The organism is Yoonia sp. MH D7, assembly GCF_054439475.1.
On the sequence record NZ_JBTJCF010000001.1, the window covers coordinates 101,021 to 122,388 of the forward strand.

Genomic DNA, 21,368 nt, shown 5'->3' on the forward strand with positions numbered 1-21,368 from the left:
AGACCGCTAGGCCTATTCAACGGAGAGAAAAATCCGCATTGTTTTGGCGGGTCTGCGCGGTGAGGAGAGCATCGCGGTTCTGTGCCGTCCTGCCTCCTCGTCGCGTTGGCCGGCCCCATACTGGAGCATAAAACACGATCGAGATAGTCCGGATCACCAAGTTTTATGATGGAAAACGCGTGGTGGCTCCGGTCTTTATGACTGTGAAAACCGCCACGATTAAGGCGATTGTCGGCAAGGTAGGATCGGGCAATACTAGACTTCTGCGCTAGGTCGCGGCAATCACTTGAAGTGAAGCAAGCCTTGATTTCCGCAATATTCGCTTTTTCCGTTAAAGCTCTGCGGTGCTTTCCCACCAATCCTCATCAATTTCGGGGAGTGGGATTGCGGCCAGAAGTGTTTTTGTAATTGCAGATTTTGGGGATACGAACACTTTATCAACGGGACCTTTATCCACGATAACACCATGATTCAACACGATTACGTCGTCGCATAAGTAACGAATAACCGAGAGGTCGTGACTAATAAACGCGACAGTGAGGTCCATGTCCCTTGCCAAATCGCGCAAGAGTGTAAGGATTTGGGCTTGGCTCGATACATCCAGACCCGAGACGATTTCGTCGGCCAAGATGAAGCGCGGCTCAAGCGCGATGGCGCGCGCAATACCCACCCGCTGGCGCTGACCGCCGGACAGCTCATGCGGGTAGCGATCGCCAAAGTCTGGCGTGAGTCCAACCTTTTTAAGCGCCGCCAAGGCATCGGCGCGTGTGCCGCCTCGGCCATATCGCTTCATCGGCTGGGCAATAATGCGCCAAACCTTGTGGCGTGGATTGAGCGAAGACATCGGGTCTTGAAAAATCATCTGAAGGTCGCGACGCAAAGGGCGCAACGCTACTTCGTCTAACGTGCTGATGTCTATACCGTCAAAGATAACTTGCCCAGAGTCAGGCTGCAGAAGACGAACAAATATCCGACCCAAAGTGGATTTTCCAGATCCGGATTCCCCGACGATTCCGGTGATCTTTCCCTTTGCAATATCAAGGTCTAGGTTTTTGAGCACCTCAATGCGCGGAGCCGGACCGAGAAGCGGTTTATGGGCGCGGTCTGGAAAGGACAAACAGAGGTTGTGAATAGAAAGCAAAGCGGTGTTTTGCGTTTGGGTCATGTCCGATCTCCCTTGGCGTAAGCGGCGTCGATCTGGGCAATGTCGCTATGAAGTTGAGCGATCAATTCCGCAGGCACAGGGGAAAAGGATTTCGCGGTTGATTTGGTCGTGGGCGTCGCCTCGATCAAGGCTTTTGTATAGGCATGGCTTGGGTTTTCAAAAATGTCGCGCGTCACCGCATCCTCCATCACGCGGCCAGCAAACAGAACGGTCACTTTCTGGCTGATTTTGGCGACGACGCCCATGTCGTGGGTCACAAACAGGACAGCGGTTCCTGTTTCGTGTTGCAGCTCGCGGATTAGTTTGAGGATTTGTTTTTGCACAGTGACGTCAAGCGCGGTTGTCGGCTCATCCGCCACAATCAAACGCGGCGAAGGCGCAAAAGCCGCCGCAATCAAAACCCGCTGCCGCATCCCACCGGATAATTCATGCGGATAGCTAGCCATCACGCGTTCGGGCGCTTGAATATGTACACGGTCCAAAAGCTCACGGGCTCGCGCCAAGGCGCGGTCGGTGCTCCAGCCATGAATGCGGGTCAATGTGTCGGTGATTTGTGGGCCGATTTTGCGCACAGGGTTGAGGGCTGTGAGGGGATCTTGGGGTATCAGCGCCGACATTTTTGCTACGGTTTGCCGGCGCGTTTTGGCGGACATGGCATTTAAATGTGCGCCCTCCAGCAGGATTTCGCCCTCGGTCACTTGAACCTTATTGGGCAGAATTCCAAGTACGGCTTTGCCTATCATCGACTTGCCCGCGCCGCTTTCGCCGACCAATGCGCGCACTTCGCCAGGCTTTAGGTCGAGAGAGACGTCACGCAACAGGCGTCGGCCGCTGGGGAGGGCGATATTGAGCTTGATGATGTCCAGAGTTTTGGCGTGAGGGGAGGGTGTGGTCATTGGAGCACCGGATCAAATTGTTGTTTGAGGCCTTCTCCGAGGGTCGAGAAACTCAGGACGGACAAGAAAAGGGTGATAAGCGGAAACAGCAGAACCCACCACGCGAAATGAATAGAGCCACGGCCCTCGGCGATCATGCTGCCCCAAGTCGGGTCATCTGACGAGATCGAAAGATTGACGAAGCTCAGGATGGCCTCGACGATCACTGCAATTCCCATTTCCAGCATCAGAAGCGCAATAATGGAAGGCAGGACATTGGGTAGGATTTCACTAAACAAGGTCGCAGCCCGACGTGCGCCGCCGATCCGTGCGCTGTCGACGTAATCCATCTGGGCCTGCACCATGGTTTCGGCGCGAATAACACGGGCGAAACGTGTCCAGTCTATAAGGGCGATGGCCGCAATGACGGAACCAAGACCAGTGCCGATGACGGCCACCAGAAGCACCGCAAAAAGTACGGGGGAAAGGCCATCCAAATGTCCACAAGCCGTGAAATGATGCGATCCGGCCAGCCGCCATAATATCCTGCGATCAGGCCCAAAGTGGAGCCAAAAATACAGGTTGTTGTTGCCGCGACGACGCTGACGAAAAGAGCGATGCGCGCGCCGTAAATGATCCGCGAGAGAACATCACGCCCAAGGCTATCTGTACCCAGCCAATGACCAGCCTCGGCGCCCTCCATGAAAAAGGGGGGAAGACGTTCGAGCATGAGGTCTTGAGAGAGGGGGTCATGAGGTGCAATCAGCGGTGCAAAAAGCGCGGCGATCACAACAATCATGATCCACGTCAGCGGCAACCACAGCCGTAAATTTACATCCGCTCGATACGCGCGGACGGTTGGTGTCGTGACATCAGCCATGCCGGAACCTCGGATTTAAAAGAGTGTAAGAGAGATCGACCAACAGGTTGATCACGGTGAAAAGGGCCGCAAATAAAAGCACAATGCCCTGTACCAATGGGAGGTCGCGATTGATCACGGCATCAATGGCCATGTTGCCAAGGCCTTCGTAGGCAAAGAGGCGCTCGACGATCACAGTACCGCCAATGAGAAAGGTAAACTGCACCCCGATCAGCGCAATTGTTGGCAGCGCAGCATTGCGAAGAGCCTCGCGCATGATCACCGAGGTTTCGCTAAAACCACGGACGCGGGCAAGGGTTGTGTAATCCTGAAGCAGGATTTCCTTGAGGTTTTGTTTCAGGAGCAGGGCGATCATCGCGGCCAACGGAAGCGCCAAGGACGTGGCGGGCATCAACATGTGCGAAAGAGTGGATCCGACCACATCAAAGCGGCCACGCAGTAAGCCCTCGATCAGGTAGAAATTTGTAGTGAAATCTATGTCGATCCGTGGATCAACCCGCCCCGAAATGGACAGCACAGGCCAGAGAACGCCGAACAGGAGAACAAATATCAAACCCCACAGAAAATCAGGGATCGACAGGACCGCGCCGCTGGCCAAATCAAGACCGGTTTCAACGCCGGTTCCCCGTTTGCGCGCGCCGATAGTTGCGATCAAGCCGCCAAGGAACACCGCAATCAAAAGCGCCATCACCGAGAGTTCCAACGTGGCGGGCAGCCGTCCAAGGACGAGGCCTGCGACCGGTTGGCGCAGGGTAATTGAGGTGCCAAAGTCACCATGCAGCACCCCCCCCATCCAGATAAAAAATTGTTCAGGCAAGCTTTTGTCAAAGCCATACAGCGCCGTCAGATTTGCGATGTCTTGATCCGTCGCCCCCGGCGGTAGCATCATCGAAATCGGGTTTCCGGGTGCGACGCGCACCAGAACGAACACAACAACGGCCACGCCGAATAGTGTGACCATGGTGCTGAGCAGCCGGATAAGAATGGTTTTCAAAAGCATAGAAGCCTCATTAGGATAAGGTTTCGGACCGCGTATGTATTGCGGTCCGAGGTATCATTGATGGGCAAGTATGATTAGTTTTTGCTCACGGCTTGCGGCAGAAGATCGCCAGACGCGAAAGGTTCAACATCAATGTTCGAGTTGAAAACAATCGGTGTCACATATTGCAAAAGCGGAATGACGTAGCCCTCTTCGGCGATGTAACGCGACACGGCTTTGTAGCCCGCGATCCGTTTTTCTTCGTCAGCTTCGACAAATAGTGGACCGATTTTTTCAACGAGATCTGGTGTATCCCAAACCGCGTGGGGGGAAGGGCCAAACATCGAGAAGCCTGTGGATGTGGACGGGTCGCCAATCGAGTTGCCCCAATTGTAGAAGGCCGCGGGAGCGAGCGTGTCTGTCGCGCGCAATTCATAGTGTTTTGCGATCTCGTAGACTTCGATTTCGGCCTCAATCCCCACTTTGCGCCACATGCCAACGATGGCTTGGATCATTTCGTAGTCTTTGGGCTTAAAGCCGCGCGTGGTCTGGATTGTGAACTTCACTGGATTGTCAGTGGAGTACCCTGATGCCGCCAAAAGCTCGATCGATTTTTCTGGGTCATAAGCAACTTCGATGCTGTCGTCATAGGCCGCATAACCGGGGGCTTCGAGTGTCGAAAGCGGGACACCATAGCCGTGCAAAAGACGGTCGATGAGAAGTTGTTTATTGATCGCGTGGTGGGCCGCAAGACGCACGTTCTTATCCGTCATGACGTCAATATCGTTGAGAAAAATCATGCCGATATCGGTGATCGGTATCGCCTTGCCAGAGAGGCCGTCTTTGGCGATCAGGCGGTCATATTCTTCATATGGAATGTTGGTTGTGATATCGGCATTGCCCGACTCTATTTCCGCCACGCGCGAGGCCGCATCAGTTACGAATTTGATCGTTACGGATTTGAATTCTGGCGCACCGCCCCAATAGTCTTCAAACGCTTTTAGGCGTACATAGGCACCTGGCTCGAATGCGTCGACCATATAAGGCCCCGACCCAATGGGGGCTTGTTCAAATCCTTCAGAGCCAACTTCTTCGTAATAATCTTTCGGTAGGATAAAGGCCGTCAAGAAGGCCATCCATTTGAAAAGTGCGGGTTCAAATTCAAACACATCGGCGGTGACTGTGTTGCCCTCAACCGTGAAATTCCCGATCTTGGACCAAACAAATTGCATGGGGTTGCCGGTTTGTGGATTTGCTGCGCGCGTGAGGGACCAAACCACATCTTCTGGCGTCAGGTCGTCACCATTGTGCCATTTGACACCTTCGCGGACGGTCATAGTCACTTTGGTCTTGTCGTCGTTAAAGCCCCAGTCCGTCAAAAGGCCAGGCCCGAACGAAAGGTCCGGCGCTTGGTTGATGTAACGGTCGAAAACCGCAAGATACACGGATTGCAGCGCGGGGTTTACGGCGGCTGGACCGGTGGTTGGGTCCCAGCTTTGAACGGAGGTATTATAGGCGATTGTCAAGGTGTCGGCGTCTTGGGCAAAGACTGGTACGTTCGTGGCTAATAATGCGGCGAGCGCGGTAGACGCGCCCACAAAGCCACGTCTTGTAAGGTGTGTTTTTTTCATCATTTTTTAACTCCCGTTGGTTGATAAGGGCCCTTTGTAGGGCTCTTGGTCCGATTTTAGGCGTTTACTTATTCTTGGATATTAGTTTGAGCCTAAAAATTTTATAATTAAAGTAATATTTCGCAAACGGCTCAATTTTCTGGTTTCCGAGGCTATTTAATCATTTGAGACACAAAAGTGCCCGATCCTGCGCCGGTTCCTGCACCGGGCCAACATGAGGCTCCGATCATGAACAACCCGTTCAGCGGTGTGCGTCCATCAGCAAAACCACGCACGGGACGGAAAAGGAAGTTTTGGTTGAGGTGATGAGAGCCGCAGATTTGATCTCCACCAACAAGGTTAGGGTTCTCTTTTTCCAGATCAAGTGGGGACGCAACGGATTGCGCCAAGATGGTTTTGCGAAAGCCGGGAGCTTGCTCCTCGATCAAGTCGAGCGCCCGTTCCGCCATTGGTATTTTCGCTTTATCCCAGTATTTTGCTGATATTTGGCCCGCAGAATCGCCTTTTATGTCGGAGGGAACCATGCGTACCTGCACCCAAAGAACGTGTTTCCCTTCGGGCGCACGACTGGTGTCAAAGGCTGTGGGTTGTCCGACGACAAGTAAGGGAGTTTCAGGAAGAAGGCCTGCCGATGCCTGCGCATATGCGAAGGAAGCCGTCTCCATTGTGCGCCCGATGTGCACATAGGCAAATGCCCTGAGAGCGTCGGCTTGCCATGGGACGGGACCATTCAGCGCGAGGTGAATCATCATCGTCCCTGGCGCATGTTTGAACTTTTTAAGTCCATTGTTAAAGCGGGTATTTCCAGAGTCTTCGCCGATCAAACGAAGCAAGTGTTTCGGGGCAAGTCCGGCCAGTATAGTTGAAGCTTCTATTTCTTTTCCGTTAATACGCACACCCGTGACAACGCCATCTTTGTGCAAAATCTCGTCGACTTCGGCATTGCAGGTGATCGTGCCACCATGGCTCTCGATCATTGAAACCAGCGCGCGGGTGACAGTATCGGCGCCGCCTTTGCCGATCACCATTCCCATGGCCTGACCGCCCATGGCTTCGAGGTAGGGAAAGATTGCGCCGCCAGCGATATCGGGCGCAAAATCGAGGTGCATACCCCATGTGGACAAGGCCGTGTGCAGGCGCGGATCGGTGAAGTTTTCTTCAAGCCAAGCACGAGGCGAGGTCAGCAAAAACTGCGCAATCTCAAGGCTTTTCGCGGTGCCCAGCACACGCCATGTTTTCCAGAAAAACTTTAGCAACGGACCTGGCCGCATGGGGGTGCCTAGCAGGCCACCCACAACACTGGCCCGCTGAGGGAAAGCTTCCATCAAATTGCGCCATGTCTCTTTATCTGCGTCAGAGTGAAAGGTCGAAAGCGTTTCGTCGACATCCGTTGTCACGCCTAAATGGTCACCCGGCGCCAAGGCTTGTGCGAAGGGGCGGGTGATGGGCACGAATTCGACGCCGTGTTTAGCAAGTTCCGCGCCATGTTTGGACATGAACGCAGAACCCGCAAACATCGACAGGTTCATCGCCGCGACGTCGTGGCGAAAACCTGGCACGGTGAGTTCTTCCGTGCGAACCGCGCCGCCCGGAGTGGGGCCGCGCTCAAAGATGTGCACGGATTTCCCGCGCGCTGCGAGGTCCGCAGCGGCGACGAGCGCGTTGATGCCCGCGCCGATGATAACAATGGGTGCAGGCATATCACTTACCTCGCAAAGCTTTTGACGGTTTCGAGCGCGCCGTCGAGTTTGTCGCCCTCGACATCATCAAGCGCCGCAGTCCGTAGACGGCGCATCCAATCTGCGGCATCCGCGCGTCCGTTGAGCAGGTCAACCGCGCTCATAACGCGGGCAAATTTGGACATGCCGCGAACATGTGTATCCGAATAGCCTTTGATGAGCCGGTAATTGGCAAGGGTTTCGCTCGCAAGCGCGGTGTCCGTTTCGGCAATATTTAGAACGGTGGCGAACCACATGTTCATATGCGCCATTTCGCTGTCGTGGCGCAAAAGGCTCCGGCGGATCGGGCGCAGAGAGGACACAAACCAAAGGGACAGATAGCCAAACAAGCTGTCGGTGCGAATACGTCGGCCCTTGTCAAAGTGCTTGAAATAAAAGGCGTCGATACCTTTACGGCGTTGCATAAACCGACCAAGAGCGCGTGGAAGGGTTGTGGTAAACTCCTCATAACGCGGGTGAAAATATTCGGTGAGGTGTAGCACTTGATCGTCCTTGACGATGACCTCGTCCTTTACGCGCTCAAATCTGGAGGCGCGCGTTTTAATATCGGCAACCCGCAATAGATCATCATAAACCAGAGCGCGCGCGCAATATTTGGCGGCATTGTTACTCATATCGAAAGGGCTCGCATCAAGTGCGGCAACTTTCTCGACCATATCAAGATACTGATGGCCATAGCGGATATCTTGGAAATCGACGACTTTTTTAATGCCAAGCCCAGTCATCACTTGGATCTCGCCTGGCAAAGCCAGCAGGCGCTTTTCGAGTGAGCCCCAAGCCTTCTTGAGGGAGTTTGGCACATTCAAAACGGCAACGGGTAGGGCCGCGGCGACCTCTGGTTCCGGTGCGGGTTTGTCGCCCTTGGCGATGTCATAAGCGTCGCCGAACGCACGCAAGGACGCCTCGACGCCTCGGCCAGACGCGCGGATTACCTCTTCGTAACTGGAACGCTCAAACGGCAATGCGCCCGATCCCGCCAATGCGCCCAAAAGTGATGACGAGATCACCGATCCTGCTCGCTTGGCCACAGTTTCCATGTCGAAGGCCACGACGTGATCCGCCGCAATGCCCATGGCTTCAATGACGTCGGCGCCATCGACACGGCCGTCACCCGGTGCGATTTTTTCCGAAACCGCAGCGATCCGGTGGGTGGATGTGATCAACGTCGTGCGACCGGGGGTTACAAATCCCCGCATGATTGCACGGCCGCCTTCCATCAATTCTGATGCCATCAAAATGTCGACGTCGCCGATCGATGGCGAGAGCGAAAACACGGGCATGCGCCCTGTATCGCGGCACATTTCGATATAGTAGATCGTTGCACCTGTGCGCTGTGCGACGCCCGCGACGGAAGTGGATTGTGCGCGGTAACCGCTGGCTTCGGCGACGGCCACGATCCAATTTGTAAGGACGCCACCACCCTGACCCCCAACGGCCAAAGCCGCCAGCGTGATGATTTTTTCGCCAGTGGAACCGGGGGAACGACGGGCGACAATCGGTTTATTTTGAATGTTCATTGTTCAGTTCCTTAGGCAAATGTGACGCGCTTGGCGTCTCGGCGTGTTTGAAGCCACGCGATAACTTTGCCCGTGCCTTTGGCGCGACGTTTTTCACGCGCACTTGGATTTGTGATGATTTCCGCTTGGAAGAATGACGGACAAAGGACCGCCGCATCCGCCACTTCGCCACAGTTGCCACAGCCAACGCATGTCTGGTCAATCGCGGCCACGGGATCGTCGCGCAAAGGGTCGCCTGTGTCTTTAACCGACAGGGACGGACAACCAGACAGGCGCATGCAGGCGTGATCGCCGGTACAAATATCTTCGTCGACTCCAAAGCGCGGACGCACAACGCGTTTGCCTTCTTTGGCGGCTTTGGCCATCTGGGGTTTGACGCGGCGTTGTTTGTTGAGCATGCATTCTGACGAGGCAACAATGACCTTTGGCCCCTCGGCATCCGTGGTCAGTGCCTCCTTCAAAGTGTCGCGCATTTTTGTCACGTCATAGGTGTTGTCCAACTGACGGATCCATTTGACGCCCATCCCCTTACAGGCAGAAACGATGGAGTTCTGGGTCTGTTTGGTTTTGTTATCCGCGCGGGAAGACAAGTTATCTTGGCCGCCCGTCGCCGCAGAATAGAAGTTGTCGACGATAACAATCACGTTGTCGTTCTTGTTGAAAACCGCGTTACCGACTGATGAGGTCAGGCCGTTGTGCCAAAATCCACCATCGCCCACGAAGGAAATTGAGCGACGCCCAGATTTATTTACGTTCTGAAGGGCAGACGCCGAAGCGGGGCCGAGACCATAGCCCATGGTTGTCGCGCCGAGGTCAAACGGCGGCATGATCGAGAACAGGTGACAACCAATGTCGGACGCAATGTGATGCTCGCCAAGCTCTTCTTCAACCAGCTTCGTTGCGGCAAAGATCGGGCGCTCTGGACAGCCCGTGCAAAATCCGGGCGGGCGCGAGGGCAAGCTTTTGGAGAGATCGGGGATCGCTACAGGCTCTTCGTTGCTCATGACTTTGGCGGTTGGCACCATATTTGGTGCGTGTTGAGAGAAGAAAGTTCCAAGCCCTTTGACCATCACTTGGCCGGTGTATTCGCCGCCCATTGGCAGAACGCCTTTGCCCTCTAATTTGAGAGTTTTTCCGTTTTGATAGAGCATATGTGCGATTTGTTGCTCGACATAGTTAGGCTGGCCCTCTTCAACAATCAAAACGGCGTCCTTGCCCTCACAGAAGTCTAGAATCTGATCGGGAACCAGCGGGTAAACACAGTTGAGCACCAACATATCCACATCGGTATCGCCATATATATCGGCCATTTCAAGACGGTTTAAGGCACGGATAACTGTGTTATACGTCCCGCCTTGCAGGATGATGCCGACCTTACTGCTGTCTTTGCCAAACCGCTCGTTGATTTCATTGTCGATAATAAATTTTTGCGCGGCAGGGAGCCGTTTGGTGAGCTTTTCTTCCTCGTGGATATAGGTTGCAGGGGGCAAAACGATGCGGTCGAGATTACGCTGCGGGTTTTCCAAAGCGTCCGAGACCGTCACTTTTGGCGGCTTGTTGTCCTCGGCAATAAAGTGGCCGTGGACGTGACAGGAGCGAATGCCAACTTGGAGCATCACGGGGGTATTTGAAATTTCCGACAGTTCAAACCCGTCGCCTACAGCTTTAACGATGGAGGGTAGGTTGGGGCGTGGATCAAGCATCCAAACCTGTGATTTCATCGCGAACGCATAGGTGCGCTCTTGCATGATGGAGGAGCCTTCGCCGTAGTCTTCGCCGACGATAATCAACGCGCCACCGGTCACGCCGCCAGAGGCGAGGTTCGATAATGCATCGGAGGCCACATTGGTGCCAACAACGGATTTATAGGTAACCGCTCCGCGAATGGGATAGTGCACGGACGCGGCGAGCATTGCAGTCGCGGTAGCCTCAGAAGCGGAAGCCTCAAAATGTACGCCAAGCTCGCTTAGGATCTCTTGAGAATCCGCGAGGACGTCCATCAGATGCGAAATCGGGGAGCCTTGATAGCCACCGACATAGCCGACGCCATTTTGCAAAAGGGCCTTGGTGATGGCGAGAATGCCTTCGCCTGTAAAGGTTTCACCCTCTCCCTTTTTTAGTTTCTGAACTTCCTTGGCGAATGAGCGTTCTGCCATGATTTACTCCTCTAAAAGTCGTGATGGCGGATGTCGTAGAAGATCCGCACAAGAAATGTGTTGAAGGTTTCGCGCTCGTCTGGGCTTAGGGAGGCCAGCATCGTGTCGCGCATTGTTTGCATTGAAGGCCACGCGGCGTCATGCACGGCGCGGCCTTCTGTGGTTAGGCTGATGAGGCGGTAACGGCTGTCTGTTTCAGGCGCTTCGCGTGAAACCAGGCCCGCGTTTTCCATCGTGTCGAGTGTCCGAGAGAGCGTAGATTGTTTGATAACAGTCAACACTGACAGCGCATTGATGGTGCAGGGGCCGTTTTCCGCCAGAGACGCTAATGTCCGCATTTGAGCGACTGAAACACCAGCCTCCTTAAGGGCGGATTCGACGCCTTTATTGTAACGCGCGGCGATGCGGTTCATCAGATAGGGGGTGAATTTTTCGAGAGACTCAGAGGGATTGCTCATGCGCCGAGCTCCTTGGCCGTTAAAAAGCCTGATCCCCCCGAGAGGCCCGGACCAGGATGCGTTGACGCCCCGATATGATAGAGGCCTTTGATGCCCGTTTCGTGCCGTACGCTGTCTTTGAAGGGCCGCCACAGGAAAAACTGCTCAACCGAGCACGCGCCGCCATACGGATCGCCGCCGACAAGGTTCATATTATATGTTTGTAAATCCGCAGGAGAGATGGCGCGGCGAGTCAGGATACGTGCGTCGAGGTTTTCGATGTGTTGAGAAAGGATTGCTTGAATGCGGTCGGCGTAGGCCTCGCGCAATTCCTCGTTCCATTTCCCATCGGCGGGAACTTCGATCTCGCCTTTCGCATCACCCTTAATAAAACGTGGCGCTTCAGGCATTTGCAACCAGAGCACAGTTTGGCCCTCGGGCGCGCGACTAGGATCAGCGGCACAAGGTTGGCCAACGCAGATGGTCGGAAGCTCTGGCAGCATCCCGCGCTCGGCCTCATTGCCAGCCTTTGAGACAGCATCAATGCCGGCCGTTAAATGCAGCAGTTGGACGTTTTCCAGACCATCGGTTTTCCAATTTACGGGGCCATCGAGAAGATAATGCAGTTGAAAATTACCCTTGCCATAGCGATACTTGCGAAGGTCTTCTTGTTTCTCTGGCGTGGGGTGCAATGTTTCGAACAGCTGGTTTGGCGTGGTTGAGGCTAACACCGTTTTGGCGGAAACTTCTTCACCTGAGGCCAGTTTAACGCCTGTTGCTTTGCCGTTTTCTGTTGTGATTTTTGCGACTTCGGCGGAGGTTCGAACGGTTCCGCCATGTTCTTCGATGACAGCGATCAGGCCGCGCACCATTTCTGCGGCGCCTCCTTTGACAATTGGGGCACCCGCCGCTTCAAGAGCGAAACCAATGACTTGGCCCATTTGCCCAGAGAATGTAGCCTCGGGGCTAAGTCCTGCATGAAGGCACCATGGCGCCCAAAGTGCACGTGTGAGATCGCCGTCAAAGGAGGTCTCAAGCCAGCCACGCATGGAGATTAGTGTATCGCCCATCGTTGCGGCGAGGCCGCGGGGGGTTCGTTTCCAAGTCTCTTTGGCCATGAGTTTGGCTGTCGATCTTGACCATGGATCACCACCCATAAGGCCAAACAGCAGCTCTGCATTCTCGCCAAAAGCGTCAAGGTCAGCCGCGAGTTGTATACCGTCGCCGGTCTGTGCAGCATTGAAAGCCGCCACATTACTCGCGCGATCGGTTTTATACGTCAACGCCCGTCCGTCGGGCATCAAAACCCCCGTCGGTGTATCGGTCGCGCAAAATTCAACGCCGTGCCGCGCGAGGTCTGCGCCCAATGCGCCATGCGCCGCGCCAGTGACCCAAAGCACAAATGTTGTGGCGAGGGGATCATACGTCACCCCCTCGGCCAGATTTTCGGACCGCATGCAACCGCCGGCAATCGCTTCGCGCTCAAAAAGCATGACGCATTTGCCGGATTTCGCGAGCATAGCCCCCGCAACCAAAGCATTGATCCCGGAGCCGATGATGGCGATGTCAGTTGATGTGGTCATTGCGCGTTCCTATGCGTTTGGAACGAGGGCAAGTGCGCGAATTGGCGAGCCTGTCCCTTTGACAATTTTAAGCGGTGCCGCGATGAGGATCGCACCTTTTGGAGGCAATTCACTCAGGTTTGTCAAGGACGCGAGGCCATAGCGGTTGAACTTGTGGAGTAAATTATGTGCGGGGAAAGGGATGTCAAATCCAAGTGCCGCACCGGCATCCGTACCAATGCACTGTGTGCCCCAGCCAAGCGCCTTTTTCTCTTCCATAAGATACATGATCACTTCAGCGTTCGGGCCGGGTGTATGCGGGCCATTTTCGTCAGCATTCAGGAACTTGCCTGCGTCTGTATTGTATTGATCCCAGTCCGTGCGCATCAGGACCCACTCGCCTTCTTTGATCTCTCCATGTTCCGCTTCCCATGCCTTGAGGTGCTCGAGGGTGAGCAGGAAGTCGGGGTCCGCTGCGGCCTCTTTTGAGCAATCGATCACATTGGCGGGGGCGACGAAATTCTGTGGCGCGATAGTGTCTACGGAGCCATCGGGATAGTCTTTGCCGGTGATCCAGTGGTGTGGCGCGTCATAGTGGGTGCCGGAGTGTTCGCCTAGTTTGAGCCAGTTCCATGCCCACCAAGGACCGCGATCACTGTATTTGGAAATCTTGTGGATTTCGATGGTCGGCGTATTATCAGCAAAATCTTCGGGCAGCTTCAACAAGGGTGTGTCCGGGCCGAGGGGCGCGGTGCAATCGACGACCTTAACTGAGCCATCTAGCAGGCCCGAAGCGACCTCGGCGAGTAGGTTTGTAGCGTTCATTAGGGGGAATCCTCCGTTGGTTTTATTTTGTATTGTTTAGGTGTATGCAAATGCATGTAGATATATTCTTCAAGAGCAAAATTTATTTTTGGTGATATTTTTTGTAATTCTACATGACAAGATGTGGTTAGGTTGCACTCTTTGATTAGAGTTGCGGCTGTAATGTCGCGATAAAAAGCAATAATTGCGCAGTATTGAGCTTTTTATCTTATGTAGAAGGAATGGCGTTTGCGTGCGTATAATCCAAGGTTCGCAATAAATTACTTGAAGTCTAAAATTAATGATGGCACGTTCACTCGCATCTAACTGAATAATTATATTGCCTTAGGAGGAGTTCTTATGACTGAACAAGTTGTACCCGTTGTTACACGTGCAGCCGAGCTTGATGATGGAACGTCGCAGTCTGGTGATTGCGTTCGTAAATCCGGCGTAAGCCCACAACATACGCCTGCAACCAAAATCTGGTTTGGCCGAGTTTCCAACGAGCCCGGGCACCGCTCCCCCCCACATCACCACGACGAATGCGAAACAGGCGGGTACGTTCTAAAGGGCCACGGCCGCATCTATTTTGGTGAGGGCTATAAAGAATACACAGACTTGCATGAAGGCGACTTTGTATTTGTTCCGCCCTACATGCCGCATGTCGAAGTCAATATGAGCACCACAGAAGAGCTGGTCTGGCTCACATGTCGGACGCCTGACAACCTTGTCGTCAACCTTCCCGATGTGCCCGATGAAGCCCTCGAAGGCTACCGTCGTCCATAATTGAAGACTGCGCCTTTATTTTGCCGTGTGGCAAGGTGAGGGTGCCATACAAAAGGAACTTTCATGAAGCTTCTCCGCTATGGGCCTATTGGCGCCGAACGCCCCGCAATTCTTGATTCTGAAGGTAAAATGCGCGATCTGGCGAATGTTATTTCGGATATTAATGGCGACGCATTGTCCCCTGAAGGGTTGGCCAAGATCGCAGGCCTCGATCTCGCGAGCCTGCCTGTCGTGCAGGGCTCGTCACGGATCGGTTCCGCAATCGCACGGCCTGGAAAATTTATTTGTGTCGGCCTGAATTATGCAGATCACGCCCGCGAAACCGGCAAAGAGCCCCCCGCAGAACCCGTCCTGTTTGCAAAGGCAACGACTTCGCTTTGCGGTCCCAATGATGACGTCGAAATTCCACGCGGTTCTGATCGTACGGACTGGGAAGTCGAATTGGGCATTGTGATCGGTCGTCGTGCCAAATACGTCGATGAGACCGATGCGCTGGATTATGTTGCCGGTTATGCACTGGTCAATGATGTGTCCGAGCGTCGTTTTCAATCCGAGCGAGGCGGTCAATGGATTAAGGGCAAAAGCCATGATACCTTTGGGCCTGTTGGACCTTGGATGGTGACGAAAGACGAGTTTGTAGATATTCAAAACGTTGATCTTTGGTTGGATGTGAATGGCCAGCGCCGCCAAACGGGTAACACCAAAACAATGATCTTTGGTGTGGCTCATCTTGTCCATTACATCTCGCAATTCATGACCTTGGAAGCGGGCGACATTATCGCCACAGGCACACCTCCGGGTGTGGGTTTGGGAATGAAGCCGCCGATCTTTTTAAAGGCAGGAGATGTAATCACTCTGGGCGCTGCGGGCCTTGGGGAGCAACGTCAACGGATGGTACAAGCATGAGTTTAGATTTTGACAAAGTGAAATCGGCACTTACGGACCTGAACGGTAAAACCGCGATTGTTACGGGGGGGGCACGGGGACAAGGCGCGATCGAGGCGGAACTGCTTGCGCATGCAGGGGCCAGCGTTTTGATCTGCGATGTCCTTGAGGACGACGGCATTGCCTTGGCAAAGCGCCTTTCCGATTCCGGCAAAGATGTGCGCTTTCAAACGCTAGATGTGACGTCTGAAACTGCATGGGCGAAAGCGCTAAGTGTTATTCTTTCGTGGACGGGTCGCCTTGATATTCTTGTCAACAACGCAGGGATCATCAGCCGCAAAATCATTCGCGACATGTCGGTCGAGGAATGGCGCAAAGTGCTCGACGTAAACGCAACGGGTGCTTTCATCGGCACCAAGCTTTGCGCGCCGATGATGGCGGAAACGGGTGGCGGAAGTATTGTTAACATTTCCTCCAACAGCGCATTTTCCGGCCATTATGATGCGGCCTATACCTCGTCCAAATGGGCGTTGCGCGGTCTTACACGCTCTGCGGCAATGGAGTATGCGCAAGAGGGTGTTCGGGTGAATGCGATCTGTCCTGGGTTGATTGTCACCGACCTTAACCGCGGCTCACCCCACCTTGCGCCGATGATCGACATGACGCCGATGCAGCGTTCGGGCGAGGCGGATGAAGTCGCGCAGCTAGTGCTTTTCTTGGCTTCCGAGGGATCGGCCTTTATCACGGGCGAAGATTTTGTGATTGATGGTGGTTTTACAGCAGGTGCTGGCTATCGTCGCGTCGCGAAAGAAACTGGCATTCTTTAGAAGTTCAAAAAAGTCGCCGGCCTTATGGGGGGCGGCGACGTCTCTAGTGCTTGTTACGCACGTCGAGCATGATGGAAATGCCACGTGCTGCGTCTGTTTCTGGAACGTTGGCGAACATCTCGTCGATCCAGTTGAGGTGGTCGGCGGTCATTACATCCAACAGTTTGCTGCCCTTTTCAGTAATTTTTACCAAAAAGGCGCGGCGATCACTCGCCATATTTTCGCGCACGGTCAGACCTTCGTTAACAAGGCGCTCAACAACGCCCGTTACGTTACCATTTGAGACCACCAAATGTTGCGATAACTCGCTCATTTTCATGCCTTCTGGATTGGCGTAAAGCGCAGCCAAGACATCAAAGCGGGGTAGGGTTGTATCGTATCCAGAGCGCAATTTATCGCGCAAGGTGCCCTCGACATGGCGCACGGCCTTAAGCATCTGAAGCCAAAGCCGCAGACGCTGACGTGCGAGTGCTTCGTCATCGATCTCGTGTTGGTTATCTGTGGTCATAGTTGGCCCCTAAATGCCTGTAGTTAACAGACACTCTTCTATATCAGCGGAAGCACCCTTGGGTAAAGCGAAAGGTTCAAGGTTCAAGCGTCAGGAAGTTTTCGCGATTTTCCCTCGGCGTCAACGGCCACCAACAACACATCGGCCGTCATGATGCGCCTACATGCCGTTTCTGGTTCGGCCCACCCTGATATTGCGAGATTAAAGGAGCTGTTTCCGCGGCGTGTGAGTTCGGCGTAAACGGCGAACTCTTCTCCAGCGGCCAAAGCGGCATGAAAATTCAGCTCTTTGATGCTGGCGATCACTGCATTGCCGTTGCTAATTTTGCGCCCCGCCAGACCCGCAGTGTGATCCAGTTGCGACATAATCCAGCCACCAAAAATCGCGCCACTTGGCGTCGCCTCATTATAGGGCGCTACCGTGATCAATGTCGCCGGCGTTGTGGGGCGTTGCACGACGTCATTCATGTGGAACAACCGCCGTCGCTTCGATCTCGATGCGCGCTTCATCTTCCATTAATCCAGCCACTTGAACAACGGCCATCGCAGGGAAATGACGCCCAATGACATCACGGTAAGCTGCACCAAAGGCACGCATATTTTCATTATATTCTTGTTTGTCAGTGATATACCACGTCAAGCGAACCAAGTGTTCTGGGCCAGCATTAGCCTCTGCGAGCACCGCAATGATGTTTTCGAGTGTCTGGCGGAACTGCCCCGCCATATCGGTGTGCTCCCATTCTTGCTGCCCATTCCAACCAACAAGCCCGCCTGTGAAAACCATCCGGCCCTCGGCCAATACGCCATTGGAATAGCCTTTTGCAGGCGCCCAGCCGTCGGGTTGGAGAAATACGTGTGGTGTAATGGTAGTCATATTGAAACTTTCTAATTAAGTCGTAGGCGAAATGAGGTAGGCGGACATTTCTGTCCGCAATAGAGCAGGCCACGGTGTGGATTTGGTGGTTGACGTGTCGACGTAGACAACGGTCGTAGATCCTTCAAAACGGGTTTCACCGTCGCTGGAACACTTCAAATCAAAGGACGCAGAAGAGGTGCCAATGCGCGTCACAATCAGCGAAAATTCCAGCCAATCACCAAGCTTGGAAGGGGCGCGAAACCGCATGTCGATGCTGCCTGTTGGGGTGCCCATGCCGTCGCCTGTCTGAAGCATTTGCGCCCAACTGGTCCCAACCGCATCGCCGAAAAAGCGCTCGACCAAGGCAGATACCATCTCGAAATAGCGCGGATAGAACACGATACCTGCTGGATCACAGTGATTGAATTCGACCTGTCGTTTGAGGGTGAAAACCTTATTCATGTCTCGCCTCCAGAGACGGAAATGCTTTGCCCAGTGACCATGTCCGAGCCATCGCCGCAGAGCCACAGAACGATTTTCGCAACATCTTCGGGTGGCACAAGCTTGTTCATCGGGTTGGTCGCTTCCAACGAGGCGCGGGCCTCTTCGGGAGAGCGACCCGTTTTCTCTACAATATTCGCGATGGAGCGTTCGGTCATTTCGGTATCTAGAAAACCCGGGCAAATCGCATTCACAGTGATGCCCTTGCGTGCCAGTTCAAGGGCGACAGATTTCACCATGCCAATCACGCCATGTTTCGCGGCCGCATATGGCGCGACATAGGGATAGCCCTTGATCCCAGCGGTCGAAGCAATCGCGATCATACGCCCCCAAGGTTTGTCTTTCAGGGCTTTCGTGGCTTCGCGCAGGGTTAAAAAAGTTCCTGTCAAATTGACGGACATCATGCGTTCAAAAGCGGCGAGTTCAGTGCGCGCAAACGGCGCACTTTCGGATGCCCCCGCATTTGCAATTACGATATCTGGCGCGGTATTTGCCATAACGCTGGAAATCGCGGATTCATCTGTGATGTCACAAACAACCGCCGTTATATTGCTGTGTTTCGCAGCGACCGCTTGCAAGGGCTCAAGCCGACGCCCACAGATCGTGACCATTGCACCAGCCTCGGCCAGCGTTAGCGCAATGACAGCGCCAACGCCTGAACCACCGCCGGTAACGAAGGCTGTTTTTCCGGCTACGCTCATGATGTCATCGCTTTCGCACGCTCCGCCAAAGAATTCGCTTGGCGACGGCCGCCTTCATAGGGCGCGGGCCATTCTTGCTCGGTGTCGCCAAGTTCGACAGCTGCGTGCAGCGTCCAATAGGGATCCGTCAAATGCGGACGCGCCAACAGAACCAGATCCGCACGGCCCGCCATCAAGGTTGAGTTGACGTGATCAGGTTCGTAAATGTTGCCCGCAACCAAGGTTGGAATGCCAACTTCGTTGCGCACTCGATCCGAGAACGGCACTTGAAACATGCGGCCATAAATCGGCTTCTCGGCTTTGTCCGTCTGTCCAGAGGATATGTTCATCGCCGAGGCGCCCGCGTCTTTGAACATCTGCGCAATGGCAACGGAATCCTCTGGGTTGACGCCGTCGTCCCCCATCCAGTCATGCGCCGAAATGCGGACAGTCATCGGTTTTTCCGCAGGCCAAGTTTCGCGCATGGCATGGAAAATTTCGAGAGGGTAGCGCATGCGGTTCTCAAGGTTTCCGCCGTATTCATCGCTGCGCTTGTTGGTAATGGGCGAGATGTAGGACGCCAGTAAATAACCGTGCGCGCCGTGCATTTCGATCATGTCAAATCCAGCAGCATCGGCGGCTTTGACCGCGTCAACAAACTGGGCTTTGACCATGTCCATGTCATCGCGGTCCATCTCTTTGGGGACAACATTCCCCTCCATCAACGGGATTGCCGAAGCCGACAAAAGTTCCCAGTTTTCACCTTCGGGCAGGGGCATATCAATCCCGTCCCACGCCAAACGTGTAGAGCCTTTGCGCCCCGCGTGACCAATCTGCGCACATATTTTCGCTTTGGTTTCCGTATGTGCAAAGTCGACCAAGCGCTTCCACGCAGGGACTTGTTCGTCAGAAATGCAAGGGCAACCAGGCGTGATGCGCCCTTGCTTACTCACACAGAGCATCTCGGTAAATACAAGGCCTGCGCCGCCTTTGGCGCGTTCAGCATAGTGTACGAAATGCCAGTCAGTCGGCATCCCATCCTTGGCTTTATACTGCGCCATCGGAGAAACGACGACGCGGTTCTCAAGCCCCATATTGCCCAGTTTAAACGGTGCGAACATGGGGCTGCGCGTGGAGTCACTGCCAGCTTGCGCCTGAAACCACGCTTCCGCAGAGGCAAGCCATTTCGGGTCGCGCATCCGTAGGTTTTCGTGGCTGATACGCTGGGACCGTGTGAGCATACCATAGTTAAGCTGCATCATATCCAGCCCGAGATAGCGCTCCACGTCTTCGAACCATTCGGTTGAATTGCGTGCGGCCGAGGTGACGCGCAACACCTGTAGTTTGCGTTCATCTTGATAGGTTTGCAGCGCTTCAGAGAGGGGCTTGTCAGAGCTAAGTTCGTCCGCAAGCATGATCGCGCTTTCCATGCCAAGTTTAGTGCCGGATCCAATTGAGAAATGCGCGGTCGCCGAAGCATCGCCCAAGAGCACAACATTATCGAAATACCAATTTTCACAAGTGACGCGCGGGAATTGAATCCATGCGGAGCCACGAATGTGATTGGCATTGGTCATCAGTGAGTGACCGCCTAAATGCTTGGCGAAAATCTTCTCGCAAAGGGCAATGCTGTCGTGTTGATCAAGGGTGTCAAAACCAAAAGATTTATAGGTTTCCGGCCCACATTCCACGATGAACGTCGCGGTGTCATCGTCGAACTGATAGGCGTGCGCCCAAATCCAGCCATGCTCGGTTTCTTCGAAAATGAAGGTAAAAGCATCGTCGAATTTTTGATGTGTGCCAAGCCAGACAAAGTGATTGCGGCGCATATCAATTTCCGGCTGGAACTTATCTTCATAAATTCCGCGCATCATTGAATTTAGGCCATCCGACGCCACAACAATATCAAAGTCTTCTTTGATTTCCTTTATACTTTCGGGCGTAATATTCGTCTCGAACTCAAGCTTTACGCCCAATTGGCGTGCGCGTTCTTGCAGTAAGAGAAGCAGTTTTTTGCGCCCAATGCCGCAAAAGCCGTGCCCGCTTGACGTCATGCTTTCGTCACCGCGTACGACTTTCACGTCATCCCAATACGCAAAACTGTCACGGATCATTTTCTCAGAGACGGGATCGTTTACTTCGAAGTTGGACATGGTCTCGTCGGAAAGGACGACGCCCCAGCCAAATGTATCATCCGCTTTGTTGCGTTCGAAAACGGTAATGTCGTGGCTGCTGTCGCGCAACATCATTGAAATTGCAAAGTATAGGCCTGCTGGGCCGCCTCCGAGAATCGCTGTCTTCATCTTGGTATCCTTATACGGGTGGAGCCTTTGCCGCCCTATTATCGAAGGCTTGGCTTGAACTAGACAATTTGCTTTAGATATAAAGTTAAATTCCAATGGCGCGTCTGTCAACGAACTTTGTGCATAAAGAATAGATTCCGAGTTTATGGCATTCTGTTTGAGCTAGATAGTAGATAATTATCTATGGTTTAAACACTGATCGGTGCACCTGAAGATCGCAGTAGAGGAGTGCGGCATGACAGGGTAGGCTTGACGATCACACGAACTTTAAGCATAAA

Annotated in this window: 21 protein-coding genes; 3 read left to right on the forward strand and 18 right to left on the reverse strand. The window is 53.8% G+C overall.

Annotated elements, in window-relative coordinates:
* Positions 1 to 331: 331 nt before the first annotated feature.
* The 12 genes from ACXLHR_RS00475 to ACXLHR_RS00530 form a co-directional block, all read right to left on the reverse strand.
* Positions 332 to 1,165, reverse strand: coding sequence for an ABC transporter ATP-binding protein (locus ACXLHR_RS00475; protein ID WP_458789595.1), 834 nt, complete (start codon positions 1,163 to 1,165; stop codon positions 332 to 334).
* Positions 1,162 to 2,061, reverse strand: coding sequence for an ABC transporter ATP-binding protein (locus ACXLHR_RS00480; protein WP_458789596.1), 900 nt, complete (start codon positions 2,059 to 2,061; stop codon positions 1,162 to 1,164). Before ACXLHR_RS00480 ends, ACXLHR_RS00475 begins: the two co-directional genes overlap by 4 nt.
* Positions 2,058 to 2,537 (reverse strand): ABC transporter permease, encoded by a 480-nt coding sequence (locus tag ACXLHR_RS00485; RefSeq protein ID WP_458789597.1) that lies wholly within the window; start codon positions 2,535 to 2,537, stop codon positions 2,058 to 2,060. Before ACXLHR_RS00485 ends, ACXLHR_RS00480 begins: the two co-directional genes overlap by 4 nt.
* Positions 2,444 to 2,839, reverse strand: a complete 396-nt coding sequence (locus ACXLHR_RS00490) for an ABC transporter permease (protein WP_458792436.1) — start codon at positions 2,837 to 2,839, stop codon at positions 2,444 to 2,446. Before ACXLHR_RS00490 ends, ACXLHR_RS00485 begins: the two co-directional genes overlap by 94 nt.
* A gap of 73 nt (positions 2,840 to 2,912) precedes the next feature.
* On the reverse strand, positions 2,913 to 3,920 hold the full coding sequence (locus ACXLHR_RS00495) for an ABC transporter permease (protein WP_458789598.1): 1,008 nt from the start codon (positions 3,918 to 3,920) through the stop codon (positions 2,913 to 2,915).
* 74 nt (positions 3,921 to 3,994) lie between these two features.
* On the reverse strand, positions 3,995 to 5,533 hold the full coding sequence (locus tag ACXLHR_RS00500) for an ABC transporter substrate-binding protein (protein WP_458789599.1): 1,539 nt from the start codon (positions 5,531 to 5,533) through the stop codon (positions 3,995 to 3,997).
* A gap of 149 nt (positions 5,534 to 5,682) precedes the next feature.
* Positions 5,683 to 7,230 carry a phytoene desaturase family protein gene (locus tag ACXLHR_RS00505; RefSeq protein ID WP_458789600.1) on the reverse strand — a complete coding sequence of 516 codons (1,548 nt, stop codon included), beginning with the start codon at positions 7,228 to 7,230 and terminating at the stop codon, positions 5,683 to 5,685.
* Between the two features lie 5 nt (positions 7,231 to 7,235).
* On the reverse strand, positions 7,236 to 8,786 hold the full coding sequence (locus ACXLHR_RS00510; protein ID WP_458789601.1) for an indolepyruvate oxidoreductase subunit beta family protein: 1,551 nt from the start codon (positions 8,784 to 8,786) through the stop codon (positions 7,236 to 7,238).
* 11 nt (positions 8,787 to 8,797) lie between these two features.
* Positions 8,798 to 10,942 (reverse strand): thiamine pyrophosphate-dependent enzyme, encoded by a 2,145-nt coding sequence (locus ACXLHR_RS00515; protein WP_458789602.1) that lies wholly within the window; start codon positions 10,940 to 10,942, stop codon positions 8,798 to 8,800.
* Positions 10,943 to 10,953: 11 nt separating this feature from the next.
* A complete protein-coding gene (locus ACXLHR_RS00520; protein WP_458789603.1) occupies positions 10,954 to 11,400 on the reverse strand; it encodes a MarR family winged helix-turn-helix transcriptional regulator in 447 nt (148 codons plus the stop codon).
* Complete coding sequence (locus ACXLHR_RS00525; RefSeq protein ID WP_458789604.1) at positions 11,397 to 12,962, reverse strand: phytoene desaturase family protein; 1,566 nt, start codon at positions 12,960 to 12,962, stop codon at positions 11,397 to 11,399. The genes ACXLHR_RS00520 and ACXLHR_RS00525 overlap by 4 nt, the downstream gene beginning before the upstream one ends.
* 9 nt (positions 12,963 to 12,971) lie before the next feature.
* The gene (locus tag ACXLHR_RS00530) at positions 12,972 to 13,766 is read right to left on the reverse strand and encodes a cyclase family protein (RefSeq protein WP_458789605.1); all 795 of its coding nucleotides are present in this window, start codon (positions 13,764 to 13,766) and stop codon (positions 12,972 to 12,974) included.
* Between the two features lie 339 nt (positions 13,767 to 14,105).
* On the opposite strand from ACXLHR_RS00530, the gene ACXLHR_RS00535 reads away from it, so the two are divergent.
* From ACXLHR_RS00535 to ACXLHR_RS00545, 3 genes are all read left to right on the forward strand, one after another.
* A complete protein-coding gene (locus ACXLHR_RS00535; RefSeq protein ID WP_458789606.1) occupies positions 14,106 to 14,531 on the forward strand; it encodes a cupin domain-containing protein in 426 nt (141 codons plus the stop codon).
* 63 nt (positions 14,532 to 14,594) lie between these two features.
* Entirely contained in the window at positions 14,595 to 15,437 is an 843-nt protein-coding gene (locus ACXLHR_RS00540; protein ID WP_458789607.1) for a fumarylacetoacetate hydrolase family protein, read from the forward strand.
* Positions 15,434 to 16,243: an SDR family NAD(P)-dependent oxidoreductase gene (locus tag ACXLHR_RS00545; RefSeq protein ID WP_458789608.1), complete on the forward strand. Its 810-nt coding sequence runs from the start codon at positions 15,434 to 15,436 to the stop codon at positions 16,241 to 16,243. Before ACXLHR_RS00540 ends, ACXLHR_RS00545 begins: the two co-directional genes overlap by 4 nt.
* A gap of 43 nt (positions 16,244 to 16,286) precedes the next feature.
* On the opposite strand, the gene ACXLHR_RS00550 is transcribed toward ACXLHR_RS00545, so the two are convergent.
* From ACXLHR_RS00550 to ACXLHR_RS00575, 6 genes are all read right to left on the reverse strand, one after another.
* Positions 16,287 to 16,751 carry a MarR family winged helix-turn-helix transcriptional regulator gene (locus ACXLHR_RS00550; RefSeq protein WP_458789609.1) on the reverse strand — a complete coding sequence of 155 codons (465 nt, stop codon included), beginning with the start codon at positions 16,749 to 16,751 and terminating at the stop codon, positions 16,287 to 16,289.
* 83 nt (positions 16,752 to 16,834) lie between these two features.
* The gene (locus ACXLHR_RS00555; RefSeq protein ID WP_458789610.1) at positions 16,835 to 17,218 is read right to left on the reverse strand and encodes an acyl-CoA thioesterase; all 384 of its coding nucleotides are present in this window, start codon (positions 17,216 to 17,218) and stop codon (positions 16,835 to 16,837) included.
* Positions 17,211 to 17,624, reverse strand: a complete 414-nt coding sequence (locus ACXLHR_RS00560; RefSeq protein WP_458789611.1) for a RidA family protein — start codon at positions 17,622 to 17,624, stop codon at positions 17,211 to 17,213. Before ACXLHR_RS00560 ends, ACXLHR_RS00555 begins: the two co-directional genes overlap by 8 nt.
* Before the next feature lie 15 nt (positions 17,625 to 17,639).
* Positions 17,640 to 18,068 carry an acyl-CoA thioesterase gene (locus ACXLHR_RS00565; RefSeq protein WP_458789612.1) on the reverse strand — a complete coding sequence of 143 codons (429 nt, stop codon included), beginning with the start codon at positions 18,066 to 18,068 and terminating at the stop codon, positions 17,640 to 17,642.
* Entirely contained in the window at positions 18,065 to 18,808 is a 744-nt protein-coding gene (locus tag ACXLHR_RS00570; RefSeq protein ID WP_458789613.1) for an SDR family NAD(P)-dependent oxidoreductase, read from the reverse strand. Before ACXLHR_RS00570 ends, ACXLHR_RS00565 begins: the two co-directional genes overlap by 4 nt.
* Positions 18,805 to 21,090: a bifunctional salicylyl-CoA 5-hydroxylase/oxidoreductase gene (locus tag ACXLHR_RS00575; RefSeq protein WP_458789614.1), complete on the reverse strand. Its 2,286-nt coding sequence runs from the start codon at positions 21,088 to 21,090 to the stop codon at positions 18,805 to 18,807. The genes ACXLHR_RS00570 and ACXLHR_RS00575 overlap by 4 nt, the downstream gene beginning before the upstream one ends.
* Positions 21,091 to 21,368 lie beyond the last annotated feature (278 nt).